The sequence below is a fragment of the Pararhizobium sp. A13 genome (assembly GCF_040126305.1).
Lineage (GTDB): Bacteria > Pseudomonadota > Alphaproteobacteria > Rhizobiales > Rhizobiaceae > Pararhizobium.
In genome coordinates this window covers 1,922,284-1,937,459 of sequence record NZ_CP149510.1, presented here as the reverse complement: position 1 = coordinate 1,937,459, position 15,176 = coordinate 1,922,284, and the positions used below count along the sequence as shown (strand labels likewise).

At 58.2% G+C, this 15,176-nt stretch carries 11 protein-coding genes; 7 read left to right on the top strand and 4 right to left on the bottom strand.

Translation table 11 applies throughout. The annotated features are described in order from the left end of the window. Positions 1 to 205: 205 nt before the first annotated feature. The 7 genes from WI754_RS09315 (at position 206) to WI754_RS09285 (ending at position 10,719) form a co-directional block, all read left to right on the top strand. Entirely contained in the window at positions 206 to 1,717 is a 1,512-nt protein-coding gene (locus WI754_RS09315) for a class I SAM-dependent DNA methyltransferase (protein WP_349437403.1), read from the top strand. Beyond that, complete coding sequence (locus WI754_RS09310) at positions 1,714 to 3,213, top strand: class I SAM-dependent DNA methyltransferase (RefSeq protein WP_349437402.1); 1,500 nt, start codon at positions 1,714 to 1,716, stop codon at positions 3,211 to 3,213. The genes WI754_RS09315 and WI754_RS09310 overlap by 4 nt, the downstream gene beginning before the upstream one ends. Then, positions 3,206 to 4,396, top strand: a complete 1,191-nt coding sequence (locus tag WI754_RS09305; RefSeq protein WP_349437401.1) for a hypothetical protein — start codon at positions 3,206 to 3,208, stop codon at positions 4,394 to 4,396. Before WI754_RS09310 ends, WI754_RS09305 begins: the two co-directional genes overlap by 8 nt. Then, positions 4,393 to 7,356: an HsdR family type I site-specific deoxyribonuclease gene (locus tag WI754_RS09300; protein WP_349437400.1), complete on the top strand. Its 2,964-nt coding sequence runs from the start codon at positions 4,393 to 4,395 to the stop codon at positions 7,354 to 7,356. Before WI754_RS09305 ends, WI754_RS09300 begins: the two co-directional genes overlap by 4 nt. Positions 7,357 to 7,371: 15 nt before the next feature. Then, positions 7,372 to 8,754 (top strand): SIR2 family protein, encoded by a 1,383-nt coding sequence (locus WI754_RS09295; RefSeq protein WP_349437399.1) that lies wholly within the window; start codon positions 7,372 to 7,374, stop codon positions 8,752 to 8,754. After that, positions 8,751 to 9,890 (top strand): phosphomethylpyrimidine synthase ThiC, encoded by a 1,140-nt coding sequence (locus WI754_RS09290; protein ID WP_349437398.1) that lies wholly within the window; start codon positions 8,751 to 8,753, stop codon positions 9,888 to 9,890. The genes WI754_RS09295 and WI754_RS09290 overlap by 4 nt, the downstream gene beginning before the upstream one ends. A gap of 82 nt (positions 9,891 to 9,972) precedes the next feature. Continuing rightward, complete coding sequence (locus WI754_RS09285) at positions 9,973 to 10,719, top strand: hypothetical protein (RefSeq protein WP_349437397.1); 747 nt, start codon at positions 9,973 to 9,975, stop codon at positions 10,717 to 10,719. Positions 10,720 to 11,182: 463 nt separating this feature from the next. On the opposite strand, the gene WI754_RS09280 is transcribed toward WI754_RS09285, so the two are convergent. The 4 genes from WI754_RS09280 to WI754_RS09265 all read right to left on the bottom strand — a co-directional run bounded on the left by WI754_RS09280 (position 11,183) and on the right by WI754_RS09265 (position 15,021). Further along, complete coding sequence (locus WI754_RS09280; protein ID WP_349437396.1) at positions 11,183 to 12,523, bottom strand: phospholipase D family protein; 1,341 nt, start codon at positions 12,521 to 12,523, stop codon at positions 11,183 to 11,185. A gap of 974 nt (positions 12,524 to 13,497) precedes the next feature. Further along, positions 13,498 to 13,635 carry a hypothetical protein gene (locus tag WI754_RS09275; protein ID WP_349437395.1) on the bottom strand — a complete coding sequence of 46 codons (138 nt, stop codon included), beginning with the start codon at positions 13,633 to 13,635 and terminating at the stop codon, positions 13,498 to 13,500. A gap of 33 nt (positions 13,636 to 13,668) precedes the next feature. After that, positions 13,669 to 14,061, bottom strand: a complete 393-nt coding sequence (locus WI754_RS09270; RefSeq protein WP_349437394.1) for a GFA family protein — start codon at positions 14,059 to 14,061, stop codon at positions 13,669 to 13,671. Positions 14,062 to 14,373: 312 nt separating this feature from the next. After that, positions 14,374 to 15,021, bottom strand: coding sequence for a MarC family protein (locus WI754_RS09265; RefSeq protein ID WP_349437393.1), 648 nt, complete (start codon positions 15,019 to 15,021; stop codon positions 14,374 to 14,376). Between the last annotated feature and the right edge of the window lie 155 nt (positions 15,022 to 15,176).

The following is a 15,176-nucleotide window of genomic DNA, read 5'->3' as shown; positions in this document are numbered from 1 at the left end:
AGCGTTCCGACAATGCCACAACCTTTTGTATTTACAAACAAAGCTACACAAGTCAGAAATCATGACCTGGTAAATGAAGTGTCACGAGATCCTAGCCACTCCCTCGGCAACCACAGCTCTGGACTGATTGGACAGCAGCTACGAATGTTCTAGGCAATGCTGCTGCGATTAAAATAGAAGGGCAGTCTGAGCTGATAATGACCGAATGAGCATTGAAAACGTGAGTGTACAGGAACTGAAATCTGCCCTTTGGGACGCGGCAAACACGCTGCGCGGATCTGCCGTCGACCGAACCGATTGGAAGGGCTACATCCTTCCGTTGTTGTTTTTTAAGCGAATTTCTGACGTCTGGGATGAGGAAACGGCTGAAGCCAAAGAAATCTACGGCGACGTCGATCCCTTTCAATTCCCGGAGGCCCACCGTTTCGTTCTTCCGGACGGCAGTCATTGGAACGACGTGCGCAGCTTGGCGTCAAACGTGGGCGCGGCGTTGCAGAAGGCTATGCAAGAGATCGAGCGCGCCAATCCAGACACCCTCTTTCGTGTTTTTGGCTCCGCTGACTGGGGCAACAAAGAGAAATTCAGTGATGAGCTTCTCAAGGACCTGATTGAAGGGTTTTCAGAGATCCAGCTCGGCAACAAGGCGGCGAGCACTGACGTCCTTGGTGATGCCTATGAATACCTCGTGGGTAAGTTCGCCGACGTCACCCGCCGAAACAAGGCAGGCGAGTTCTATACGCCGAGAAGCGTCGTGCGGATGATGGTGGAAATCCTCGATCCGAAAGAAGGCGAGAGCATTTACGATCCCGCTTGTGGAACGGGTGGCATGCTTCTTGGCGCTATTGAGCATGTGATCCGAAAGGGAGGCGATGCACGCAGGTTCTACGGAAAGGTCTACGGACAAGAAAAGAACCTCACCACCTCGGCTATCGCGCGAATGAACCTCGTCCTTCACGGGATCGAAGATTTTCAGGTGGCCCGAGAGGACACTCTACGCAATCCGGCATTCACGGACTCGAGCACAGGCGGCCTCGCTACCTTCGACTGCGTGATCGCGAACCCACCGTTTTCGCTCAAGGAATGGGGCCGTGATCTTTGGGAGGCCGATCCTTGGGGCCGTACGCCATATGGCATACCGCCGGAAAGCTATGGCGACTATGCCTTCGTCCAGCATATGATCGCTTCAATGGCACCCTCGGGAAACAGCCGCATGGCAGTAGTCCTCCCGCAGGGGGCCCTGTTCCGGAAATCGGCAGAGGGTTCGATCCGGCAGGCTCTGCTCGAGAAGGATATGGTCGAGGCTGTTATCGGGCTCGCGCCAAACCTGTTCTACGGCACACAGTTGGCCGGATGCGTCGTTATCCTGCGCCGCAAGAAGCCCGAAGCCCGCAAGAACAAGGTCCTAATCATCGACGCCTCTAGCCTGTTCCGCAAAGGCCGAGCGCAGAACTTCCTCGACCAGGAGCACAACGACCAGATCGTCGCCTGGTATCGCGGCTTTGAGAATGTCGAGGACCGCGTCAAGGTCGCAACGCTGGATGAGATCAAGAAGGCAGGCTGGACGTTGAACATCTCACGCTACGTCCTGCCGCCCATAGGGCAAGACATTCCACCACTGGCCGAGGCAATCGACATGTTCAAGACCGCTCTCGCCGATGCCCGTACTGCCGAGGATCATCTGCGCAAGGTGCTGGTCGATGGGGGGTGGCTGCAATGACCGGGCTCACCCAGCGCGAACTCGAAAGCTACCTCTGGGGCGCTGCCATCCTGCTGCGGGGCCTCATCGATGCCAGCGACTACAAGCAGTACATTTTCCCACTGATGTTCTTCAAACGCCTGTCTGACGTCTGGGATGAGGATTACCAGCTCGCTCTCACGGAGACAGGTGACACAGGCTATGCGACCGACACCGCCAACGATCGTTTCGTGATCCCCGAAGGCGCACATTGGAATGACGTGCGCGCTGCTCCGCGCGATGTCGGCCGGGCGCTGCTGTCGGCCTTCCTGGCCATCGAGGCCGCCAACCCGGAGCGCCTGCAGGGCATCTTCGGCAATGCCAACTGGACCGACAAGGCCCAGATGCCCGACAGCACCTTGAAGAACCTGATCGAGCACTTCTCGAAGCACGACCTGACTCTTACAGCCGTGCCTGAAGATGAGCTTGGCAACGGCTACGAGTACCTGATCAAGAAATTCGCCGACGATAGCGGCCACACGGCGCAGGAGTTCTACACCAACCGCACCCTCGTGCATCTGATGGCGCAGATGCTGGAGCCTCAGCCGGGCGAGAGCATCTATGACCCGACCTGCGGCACCGGCGGCATGCTGATCTCGTGCGTGGCCGAGGTGAAGCGGCGCGGGGGCGACATTCGCACCACGGGCCTTTTCGGGCAGGAGCTGATCACCATCACCGCGGCCATCGCCCGCATGAACCTCGTCATTCATGGCGTGGACGATTTTCACATCGCCAGCAGCAACACCCTCGCGTCTCCCGTCTTCGTGCAGGGCGACCGGCTGCGCACCTTCGACGTGGTCCTCGCCAACCCGCCCTATTCCATCAAGAAATGGAACCGCGGCGCATGGGAGCAGGATGCCTGGGGACGCAACTTCCTTGGCACTCCGCCGCAGGGGCGGGCGGATTACGCCTTCTTCCAGCACATCCTGTCGTCGATGGACCCGAAGACCGGGCGCTGCGCGATCCTGTTCCCGCATGGCGTGCTGTTCCGCAATGAAGAGGCCGAGATGCGGCGCAGGCTGGTCGAATCCGACCGGGTTGAATGCGTGCTGGGGCTGGGGCCGGGGCTGTTCTACAACTCGCCTATGGAGGCTTGCGTGGTGATTTGCCGGTCGCAGAAGCCCGCGGCGCGCAAGGGGCACATCCTGTTTATCGACGCGGTGGCCGAGATTGCGCGCGAACGGGCGCAAAGCTTCCTGCGCTCCGAACATCAGGCGCGCATCCTGTCGGCCTATCACGCCTTCGCCGACAATCCCGGCCTCGCCACGGTGGTGGAAGTGGCTGATGTGCTCGCGGCCGACGGTAACCTGTCGATTGCCCGCTATGTTAAACGGCCCAAGGCGGCGGTGGTAAGCGGGGGCGCGACGCTGGCGGCGACCTGGGCCGCGTTCGACGAGGAAGGGCGCGATTTCTGGAACATGGACACGCTGGTGGACATGCTCGACGGCTTGACGCCTGCGGAGGATGCTGATGCTTGAGCGGCCGATTTCCAAAGCGGGGTGGACGTGCGTGGCCTTTGGCGACGTGGTGCGCCTGTCGAAAGCGCGCGTGGCCGATCCAGAGGCGGCCGGGATTGAACATGTCGTTGGGCTGGAGCATATCGAACCCGGCGATCTGCGCATCCGGCGCTGGGGCGACGTGGCCGATGGCACGACCTTCGCCACGCTGTTCAAACCGGGACAGGTTCTGTTCGGCAAGCGCCGGGCCTATCAGCGCAAGGTGGCAGTGGCGGATTTCGAAGGTGTCTGTTCTGGCGACATCTATGTGCTGGAACCGGCGAACGACCGGCTGATGCCCGAGTTGCTGCCATTCCTGTGCCAGACCGATGCCTTCTTCGATCATGCCGTCGGGACCTCGGCCGGGTCGCTGTCGCCGCGCACCAACTGGACCAGCCTTGCCAGCTTCGAGTTCCTGCTGCCGCCGATCCAGGAGCAGGCGCGGCTGGTTGACGCACTCAATGCTTCGGCAAATAGCATCGATCGCCTTTATGGGTTGTGTGAACAGGCCAGTATCCTGCTCGACGCTCTCATATTGGAAACGATCGAGATACGTGGCTTCTCTATGTCTCAAGGATACAAGGGGCGCTTTTCGGCAGAGAAAGGAGAGCGGATTTACAACGCACGCAGCGGGAATGGCGAGCCCGTAGCTGGTGATGACGGGAACACGCTCTTCTTCAAAGTTGCCGACTTCAATCGAAATGCCGACCATCGAAAGCTCGAGAACGCAGAAGTCCGGTTCTCGGCCAGTAGAAACCCTGGCATACGGGTCTTTAAGCCCGGAACCGTCGTTTTCCCTAAGCGCGGTGCATCGATCTTTCTGAATAAGATCGGCATTCTTGCACGTCCTGCGGCTCTGGACCCGAATTTGATGGCGCTTGAGCCCCATCCAGAATGTGTGTCTGCCGAATATCTGATGTGGTTTTTCAAGGGGATTGGCCTTTGGCGGTTCGCCGATACGACGTCAGTTCCGCAACTTAATCACAAGCACCTTAATCCTGTTCCTGTGCCAGTCCCATCGCTGGAAGAACAGAAAGAAATCTGCGGGAGGATTTCGCTTCTGGCCGATGCTGTTGCAGATGCGGCTGCTCGACTGGAAAAGGCACGGTATGCCCATGCGAAGATTCGTGAAGGTGTGTTTGCAGAAATAGAGGTGAGTGAATGACCTTCACCGAAGCCAACACCGTCGAAGCTCATCTGCGCGACCTTCTTACGGGCGCGGCCTCGGCCCGCCCGGCGCAGCTCTCGCCTGGCCTCGCCCGTTTCGGGGGCAAGATTGCGGGCCTCGGCTGGCACTATGTCACCCCCGCCGACCTACCCCGCCAGCCGCAGGAGGTGCTGGTAGAACCCCACCTGCGCGACGCCCTGATCCGCCTGAACCCCGACATCGCCGCCAATCCCGGCCGGGCCGATGACGTGCTTTACCGCCTGCGCGCCATCGTCATGGGCGCGCGGTCGGGCGGGCTGGTGAAGGCGAACGAGGAATTTGCGGCCTGGCTGCTGGGCGAACGGTCGATGCCCTTTGGCGCGAATGGCGAACACGTCACTATCCGCCTGATCGATTTCGAGGACATCGAGAAGAACAGCTTTGTCGTCACCCAGCAGTTCACCATACGCGCCGGCAAGACAGAAAAACGCGCCGATCTGGTGCTGCTGGTGAACGGCATCCCGTTGGTGCTGACCGAAGCCAAGACGCCGGTGCGGTCCAGCCAAAGCTGGCTCGACGCCGCCTTGCAGGTGCATGACGATTACGAGCGGAACGTACCGGAGCTGTTCGTGCCCAACGTCTTTTCGGTGGCGACCGAGGGCAAAGAGTTTCGCTACGGCTCGGTCCGGATGCCGGTCGATATGTGGGGGCCTTGGCGCGATGATGACGGCCCGCAAACGCTAGGCGCGGTGGAAAAAGCTGCCACTTCGATGCTGCGACCGGCAATGGTGCTGGACATGCTCGACAGCTTCACCGCCTTCGCGACGCAGAAGGGAAAACACCGCATCAAGATCATCGCTCGCTATCAGCAGGTGGACGGCGTCAACAAGATCGTCGCACGGGTGGTGGCGGGCCAGCCGCGCAAGGGGCTGATCTGGCATTTCCAGGGGTCGGGCAAGTCGCTTCTGATGCTGTTCGCCGCGCGCAAGCTGCGGCTGCATTCGGCGCTGAAGAACCCCACGGTGCTGATCGTGGTCGACCGGATCGACCTGGATAGCCAGATCTCCGGCACCTTCTATGCCGCCGACATGCCCAACATGGTGCGCACGGAAAGTCGCAAGGAACTGGCCGATCTCTTGGGTAAGGACGCGCGGAAGGTGGTGATCACCACGATCCACAAGTTCGCCGAGGCGGACGGCATGCTGAACGATCGAGACAACATCATCGTTCTTGTGGACGAGGCGCACCGCACGCAGGAGGGGGATCTGGGCCGCAAGATGCGCGAGGCACTGCCGAATGCGTTCCTGTTCGGCCTAACCGGCACGCCGATCAATCGGGCGGACAAGAACACATTCTATGCCTTTGGCGCCGAGACTGATCAGGGCGGCTATATGAGCCGCTATGGCCTCGACGACTCGATCCGTGACGGTGCGACGAAGGAGTTGCATTTCGAGCCGCGGCTGGTGGATCTGCACATCGACCAGAAGGCAATCGAGGATGCCTATGCCGAGCTGACCCAGGGCCTGACGGATGAGGACAGGGATCGGCTGGGCAAGGCTGCCGCCAAGATGTCGATACTGGTCAAGGCGCCCGAGCGCATCCGCGCGATCTGCGCCGACATCGCCAAGCACTTCCAGGAGAAGGTCGCCCCGAACGGCTTTGGCGCGCAGGTGGTGACCTTCGACCGCGAGAGCTGTCTGCTCTATAAGCAGGAACTCGACCGACACCTGCCCCCGGAAGTGTCGGATATCGTGATGTCTGTGAACAGCGGCGAACCCGAGTATGCCGCCTACAAGCGCGACCGCGATGCCGAGGAAAAGCTGCTCGACAGGTTCCGCGATCCGAAGGACCCGCTGAAGATCATCATCGTAACGTCGAAATTGCTGACAGGCTTCGACGCGCCGATTCTGCAGACCATGTACCTGGACAAGCCGCTGCGCGACCACACGCTGCTGCAGGCGATCTGCCGGACGAACCGCCCCTATGGCGAACAGAAGACCCACGGCCTGATTGTCGACTATCTCGGCATCTTCGACGATGTCGCGCAGGCACTGCAGTTCGATGAAGAGGGAATGAAAAAGGCGGTATCGAATATCGCAGAGCTCATCAATGCTCTGCCGACCGCGCTGCAGAAGTGCCTCGCCTACTTCGCAGGCGTGGACCGCAGCCTCACGGGTTACGAGGGTCTGATTGCCGCGCAGGAGTGCATCCCGAACAATGAGCTTCGCGACGCCTTCGCGGCCGATTTCAGCGTACTGGCACGGATCTGGGAGGCTCTATCACCCGATCCGGTGCTAACGCAGTACGAAACAGATTATCGCTGGTTGGCACAAGTTTACGAATCCTTGAAGCCGTCGAGCGGCACAGGTCGCCTCCTCTGGCACCGGCTTGGTGCGAAGACCATCGAGCTGATCCACGAAAACGTCCATGTCGACGCGGTACGAGACGATCTCGATACGCTGGTTCTGGACGCCGAACTGCTTGAGACCGTCCTTGGAAACCCTGACCCGGAAAAGAAGGCCAAAGAAATTTCGGTAAAGTTGGCCGGCCGCCTACGGAAGCATGCAGGAAATCCCAAGTTCAAGGCGCTCGGCGAACGTCTGGAAGATTTGAAGAACCGGCATCAACAGGGCTTGCTCCTCTCCATTGATTTCTTAAAGGAGCTTCTAGCACTGGCGAAGGATGTTGTGAAAACCGAGCGCGAGATGCCAGAAGAAGAGGACATCGACCGCGGCAAGGCGGCATTGACAGCGCTCTTTGAAGAAGCCCAGAACGGCGAGACGCCGGTGATGGTCAAGCGGGTCGTCGATGACATCGACGAGATAGTCCGCGCAGTCAGGTTTGATGGCTGGCAGGCCACGCATGCCGGCGAGCGCGAGGTCAAGAAGGCGCTCCGTCAGACTCTTTTTCGCTACAAGCTGCACCAGGATCCGGAGCTCTTCGAAAAGGCCTATGGATATATTCGGGAATATTACTGACCGGGAAGGCATTTGATGAATCCGACGATTTCAAAGGAAACGCTTGTTGAAGAAGTGAGTAAGGCGGCATTTACCGGAAATGCCGCCGCGTTCGTCGGCGCGGGCATCTCCACGCCTTCAAAGCTTCCGAACTGGATGGATCTATTGCGACCCTTGGCGGAGCCAATGGGACTGCAGATCAAAGAGGAAGACGACCTCCCGGGGATTGCTCAATATATCGTTAACATGTCTGCTGGATCTCGCACTTCGTTGTTCGCAAGAATTCAAACTGCCATTAAACAATCAAAGGCAAGGCCAAATCACTACCATCAGGCGCTCGCCCGGAGCGCCATCGATTTGGTCTGGACAACGAATTATGACGACCTCTTGGAATCGGCATATCCGGTTGGCGCTCCTGTTGTCCATTCCCGAGACACAGACATAGCGCACCACCATGAGCCGGGACGACGCGAAATTATTAAAGCGCATGGATGCATAAATCGCTCCTCTGCGGATGAGCTTGTAATAACGCGTGAAGATTTTGAGGACTATTTCGTAAGACATCCACTCATGGCGGAGCGTTTGAGAAACGATCTTCAGCGAAAGACCTTTCTGTTTGCCGGCTACGGCTACGGTGACCCCAATATAGCTAATATTTTGGTCGAGGCGCGAAGGCTCGCGCATAAGGTGCCGAAACAGCGCTACATGCTTCAAAAGAGGGCTGATCCGAGCAGAACTCCGGATGCTATTCAAAGGCAACAACAGTGGGTCATGGACCTGCGGCGAATTGGAATTGACTGCGCAATCGTGGACAACTTTGATGAGTATGCGGCTGCTTTGGATAGCATTGCACTCAGGTCGCGGGGGCCGACTATGTATGTCACTGGAGGGCACAACGCGAACAGCAAGTTGGCTGAAGACGTCGGTAGAGAACTAGCCAAACGAACCGAAGTGTCAGTTGTCTTGTTCGATGGACAGTCCACAGGCGCAAGTCGGAATTTCATACAGGCATTTGTAGATCAGGCAGCCAAGGATAGGATCGATTTCCGGGAGCGGATTAGATACTTTGCCAACCCTTACGCCCAAGTTCCCGCTCTTTCGGACGATCCGCAGCTCTTGCCGCGCCTCAAGGAGTGGCGAGCTGAGATGCTCCGATCTGCTAACACCATTTTAGCCTTCGACGGGGGAATGGGAACACGAGCAGAGGTCGAGCTTGCGGCTGATCTCGGTTGCAACATTCTGTTAGTCGCCGAGAACGGTGCAGGTTCATCTACTGATCTGGCCCAGATAGCGCATATCAGAAAACTCCTCCCAAATGACAATCGGTATCTCACTGCCACTGACGATGGCACTCCGATGCAACCTGCGGAAATCATAGACCTAGCATTAGCAAAAATGCCTCACTGGAGAAGTTGGTGACCACCATTTTTCGTCCAGATGGTATTGCTTTGGACGTCGGCCCCGGAAAGCCAACGCGCGTAAACGCGCTAATCGGTGCCAGTCATCGTCGCAATATTTCTGATCAGCTTCGCAAACTGGATGCGTTGCGTGAAGCCGAAGCGCCTTGCCAGATTGTTTCCGATTTGAGCATCGTCCAAAACCAAACGCCCATTTGGAAAGCGGTACTTGGATACGGTTACTTCGCTGCGACCTTGCCGATTTATACGGTCGAACCTCGTGACGGATGTATTGACGAGCACGAACTACTGGATCGTGTTAGGGAACAGGCCGAAGGTGGGGTTGGTATCATCACCATTCATCCTACCCCCACACCGGAAATCATCTCGGAGGCACAATCTCGATTAGTGCCATTTACGTCCAGAGGCGGAGGCATTGTCATCAAAGACCTCGCGGTCTCGCGACGCCGGGAAAACGTTTATCTGCGCATATTGCCTGACATCATTGCTATCTGCCTGAAGTATAAGACCACGATCAGCCTTGGAGCTTCGTTCCGGTCTGCCAACATCTTCGACAGCGCCGATACCGCACAAATGTCCGAAATCAGGCTACAGCTAGAACTGGCCAAACAGATAAAACGTGAAGGGGCTGAGGTCATTATCGAGTCCCCTGGCCATGCGCGACCGAGTTCGATTGCCGTAATCGCGGACGTTCTTTCGTCAACTGGCATCCCAATTATGCCATTGGGACCAATCCCCACAGACGTTGCCGTCGGGCAGGATCATGTTTCATCTGCCATCGGCGCTACGCTCATGGGCTTGAAAGGCGCCGCTCACATATTGGCTGCGGTCACGCGAGAAGAGCACACCGGCAATATCCCCACAATTTCGTCAACGATCGAGGCCGTCAGGGCTGCGGCTATAGCCGCCCACGTGATCGACATAGAGATGCTCGGAGCAATCACTGAAGATCTAGCTATAACTGAGCGGCGTGCTGCCACACGTACCTGCGTCGATGGAAAGCTTAGTAAGGGATGCAATCGATGCGCCACGAAGTGTCCGTTATACGCGGTGCAAGACAGCGGAGATTATTTCCGGAACGAGCAAGGCTTCAACCCCTTGAATTCGCTAAGTAGCAAAAGAGGTCGCGCGCGGTGAGGTGGAACGCCCGGATGCGGCAGTTAACGATATGTCCGCCGATCGCGCTCGACTGCCCGGCGAGCTCAATCGAGGTTGAGACATGGCCTACCTAGACGAACCGCTCAATAGCGTCGCCGAAAAGGCGAACGCGACAGCCGCCGGCGCCATTGAGGCGCTGACCCGATCGCAACTTGGGCACGCACTCGATGCGCACTATCGCAATGTTAAGGTTTACGAGAGCCTCAAGAGCCTCAGCGACGTGATCGGTACCCAATATGGCGACCGCGTCCTCTTTGAGCTTATCCAGAATGCCCACGACGCACACGCACCTGGCGAGAAGGGCGAGATCGCAATCCGCCTCATCATCGAGAGCCCCGAGCAAGGCCTGCTGCTAGTCGGGAACAGGGGCCGGCCGTTCACTGACTCCAACCTTGAAGCGATCCGCAATATCGGCATGAGCGACAAGGAGATCAGCGAAGGCATTGGTAACAAGGGACTCGGATTTCGCAGCGACGAGGCATTAACCAATGACGTGCACATCTTCTCCGCAGCGCCGCAAAGTCCTGCCGCCAAGTTTGGCGGCTATTGCTTCCGCTTCGCAAGGCTCGAAGAGATCACGGCGCACTTGGTCGGCCTGGGGGCTTCCGCGGTGGTCGCCGCCAAAGTGGCTTCGAACATACCGCGATATCTCGTCCCCGTAACGGTGCACGAGCAGGCCGCCGAGGTTCGGCGCCTTTCGGGTGAGGGTTTCGCGACCGTGGTCGGCGCGACTGCAACGGATCGTGACGGGATTACCCTCTCGCTCACGCACGCAGTACCTGGCGATGCTCATTCTCCAAGCGTTTAGATGGGGCCGCGTCAATGCGGAAGGCGCCCCTCTCCTTGACGACGCTCTTAATTCCAGTGATCTCGGCAAAGGCATCCATCTCGCGGTGTCGTCTGTACGGGTCGAGAACGGGTGGGTGTCCGCAGAAGTACGCCTGCTCACGTCCGATGAAGAAGGGTTGGGTTCAAATAGAAGGGAGCAGGCACGATACCGTCTGACCGTTGAGCCAGAGAAGTTTGTCATCGCCGACGCGTGACAGGAAACAGAAGAGTGTGCCCGGACATTAGAAACCATCTGCCGCTAGCTTGTCCAGCATCGAAGCGGACATGCGTATAGCCACCGCCGAGTTCCGCTCGGCACAATGCAAACATTTGCCCGCAGTTAAAGGATAAAGTAACGCGCTATCGGTGGAGAGAGCAGAGCCGCGCCAATGGCGGGGAGATCGATTGAGAATACGGAAGTTATTGCCGCTCGCCCATCCTGTTCATTTCGACATTGGAGAGTAATAGATTGCGTCAAGCATGGCCACGCGAGCGTCCCAAAGTTCCATGTTACGACCCGTCGGTCGTGGCTCGCAAAACCAGGGGGCCTGCTGGATCGGCTCGATCACGCGCTTCCAATAGTTGCCCAGGGACAGGGTAGTCGGCGCGAACGAGAGAGACTCGGCAAGACCGATCGTGTTTCCGGCATTGACACATACGAAGATGTCGGGACGCTTCATGGCAAGGAGCCGGGTCGCAGGGCCGAGACGAGCCTTGCGTACCGATCCCGAGAAGGCGTCGGTAAAGGCTGTAACATAGTCGTCGAACTGGCGCTCGGTCACGTCTCCACGCTTCGGAACTAAATCTAGGGCTGCTGCGAGGGCGTCATCCTGCTGTCCTATTAGTTCCGCAAACGTGCCGGCGCCGCCCATTGAGCCGAACCAGCCCCAGTCGAAGTCATTGAGACCTGCCGCTTCGGCTTCAGCCCCCCCAAGGACACCGGCAATACCCTTCCATTCGGCAACCGCAAGGTCCCTGAATGAGGCGGTCTTAGCGAACATCTGTTGGATCTCTCGGACCAGCTTCATCCGCTTTTTGAAGTCGTGATGCAGATCCTGCCGGGCGAGCTTTACGAAGTCTTTCCACGACATAGTCGCGAGCGGTGAAGTGACGCTCGCCCAGCCCTTAGTCTCGCCGGGTAGGACGGGGCTTTTCGGCCTTGGCGCCTTGTCCGCCGCGTCGGACTGACGGCGGTAACTGTCGGCAAGTTTCCGGGTGATCGGGAGATGGAGGGGCTTATACCGCGCGAGCTGGTCGCGAACCTGTTCGAAGAAGCCATCGTTCGCCGCGCCTTGCACATGTACGCTTGCTTCGAGGTTTATGCCCAGACCACCCTTGGTGAAGTTGGCGCTGCCGACAATGGCCTCGGCTTTGGCACCTGACTGGAAGTAAAAGATCTTAGGATGGAAGCAGCCAGGCCGGTTTTTAGCGACGAAAGAGTTGGGGACGTCGACAAGGCGATCGATGAGATCAGGGTCAGTAGCCGAGAAATCGACACCGAGCAGCACGGATTGAAACTTGGCCGTATTCGCGAGAAGCGTGTCGGCAACTCCGGTGAGGTCACCCCAGGCGACTGCGATGGAGATCTGCTCGTGCCTCTCGATGAGCGTGGCCAGACGCCTCGCGATAGTCGTTGCGTCCAGCAATGCGATCTCCATATCCCGTCCCGTTGCCTCCCATTCGATTTGATGCGTGTGGATCTTCGTAACTTCCCGCGCCGACTCTGAAATGACATTATCGCTGCGGGAAGAGCTATCGAGGATAATTTTCGTGGCGACATACAAATCGCTCCCCGGTCACCCATCCGCTTTAGGGAGCGCCAGTGACGACTTCAACGTGTTTTCTGAGGGCGCAAAGCTGTCACGCGCATTATCCTCGCCTCACCGCAAACTTGAGGTCCCAAAGCGGAAATTATTGCCGCTCGACCGTCCTGTTGACTGATGCCCATAGCCAGGGCACAAAGGTGGCATCCACGGTCGCTCGCGATGGCAAAACAGAGGGGATTTCAAGGTGTTCTAGCTAAGCCATTGAAATCATGCGAGAATCCATATCCCCCAGCCAAGGCTTTCTTAAATAAAATCCACATGTTGCCAAACTCACGCGGCGATCGCCAGGCGGGAGAGCCCATCAATCCCGCCGAGAAAAAGACGGAATGGGTCTGGAGCAAGATTGCGGAGAAAACGCCCGATGACCCGCGTTGTCGAAGCAGACGGTCGCTCCCAACAGGCAGAGAGCTATCAGTCCGTCCTTGGCTGGGCATTCGTCCACGTCCCCACCAGGCAAGCCTTTATGCGCTGCACAGGCGAGGATATCAGCCCCGCGCTCGATCGCTACCGGACATGGGTGGAAGAGGACTTAGCAGGGCTTGGCGCAAGCTAATAGCCACTCGGGCCGCCCATGCCGCTGCTGCGATCACCGCCGATCGTAGCGTCCGGGCCTAGCCCTTGCGGCTGTGCGTAGGTTGTGTTGTTTGATCCGGTGCTTGCGCATCCTGAAAGCGTCAAAAGCGCCAGTGCTGCGGCTACCAAAATAGGTCTCAGAGACATGTGTTCTCCGATCATGGGAGACTGTCCAGGCCTCAAGAGGGCCAGAGCGGGATTCTCCCTCATATCATCGGCAATGGCAAGCGGACGGCACGGCCGGCGGATATCGTGCCGCAAAGCCTCAACCAGTCGCAGTAAAAAGCATCCGGCCCTGAAGATGGGCGACGGGAAGCGGAAAACGGCCCTCGCTGATCTCGAATAGCCGCGTCCATTCCTCAGCGTCGGCGGCGCGGTAGGGGTCGGGATGCGCAGAGGTCGATAGCGCCCCGGCCGCGGATTTCGCCTTCCATGTCGAAGGCGCTGTCCTCGAGCATCTGGTTCGAGATGTCGATCAAGGCATAAACCTCTGTCACCTCGTAGCGGCGCCTTGGCACCGTTCGTGCGACCTACTCCTCAAAGCGGCTCGTGGCGTCACGATCGCGGTCGTATCGTCTCGTGAGCGGAAACAGCGGCAACCAGGACTCGCGACGGACGATCCAGCTTTCGTAGGTTGGCATCAGTTGGTCGGGGGCATCCAGGGATCCTACGTTCACTTCGATTTCGTCTGCGGTGCGTGCGAAAATGGACGAGCCGCAGCGGGGACAGAAAAACCGCCCGGCGTAGTCGCGTGTTTCTCCATCGATTGTCACCGCATCCTGAGGGAACACCGCGGAAGCGTGAAAAAGGGCCCCATGATGCTTGCGGCAGTCGAGACAGTGGCAAAGGCCGACCCGGTATGGGGGTCCCGACGCCACAATTCGGACGCTGCCGCACAGGCAACCGCCGGTGAATCGGTCCATGCTGCGTCTCCTCTGAAATCAAGCGGTCGAAATGCTTACGACGAACAGCACTGTCATTGCAATTACCCGCTGCGGGCGGGACGCGTCGTTCGTCCGTAGCGGGCCGATAGTGATCATCGCGTCCAGGCGAACAGAGCCTATCAGATGACGCTCCTGCAACATCGCAGCGTTTGGGTGGTTCGCGTAGCACACAAAGCTCCGCACCAGGCCCGCACTCATGGATATGCCCGCATCCAACAAGCCGTCGACAAGCTCAAACGTTTCAAACGCGTCGCCCTACGATGCGAGAGGACGAAGCGAAATTTCGCATCATCAATGAGTGACGTTCGCGCTGATGATCCCGAGATTAACAAGGCCGGTAACGAAAAGCTGGACGGCGACCGCGGTCAAAAGGATGCCGAAGACGACCTCCGAAATGACAAGGCTGGCCGGCTTCATGCGCTTTGCCAACGCATCGATATTGGTAAACACCAGATAGTCGAAGGCCGCGACGAGCAGGACCAGGCCGACAACGAGCCCGGCGCTGGCGATCGAAACGACTTCGTCAGATGCAATGATGAGCACCGTAATGCCGACGGGATTGAGCATATAGGGAACAGCAAGGGGAAAGACCGCGATTTTTGCCGGGTCGACCGGCATTCCGAGGTCGTCATGGTGTTTTTCGGTCGGCCCAGCCGCCATTTTGAGCGCAAGCAGGGCAAGCACAATGCCGCCGGCAACCGCAACCGCACCGCCGGTGATATGCAACAGCCGCATCAGCAAAGCGCCGGTCGCAAAAATGATCAGAGCCGTGACGACCGCCGTCAAGACCATCTGGCGGCCTATCGCCGCCTTTGTCTTCGCATCGAAGGCCTGGGTCATTTCCAGGAACGGCACGAGTGCAATTTTCGGTCCCATGCCGACGAGCAGGAGCAGGAGAAGCTTTGCCACCAGACCAGCATCGATGACTGTGAAATCCATAGGAAGCTTCCCCCTGACCGTCGCTGTCAATGAGTTATCAACTATCCGAAAAGGATTGTCTATCGGTTGGGAACGCCATGGTTCGGATATACTTTCGCCTGCAGTACCCCAATCACGGCTAGGAAGCAGACTCGGCGGCGCGCGCCGAATATCGC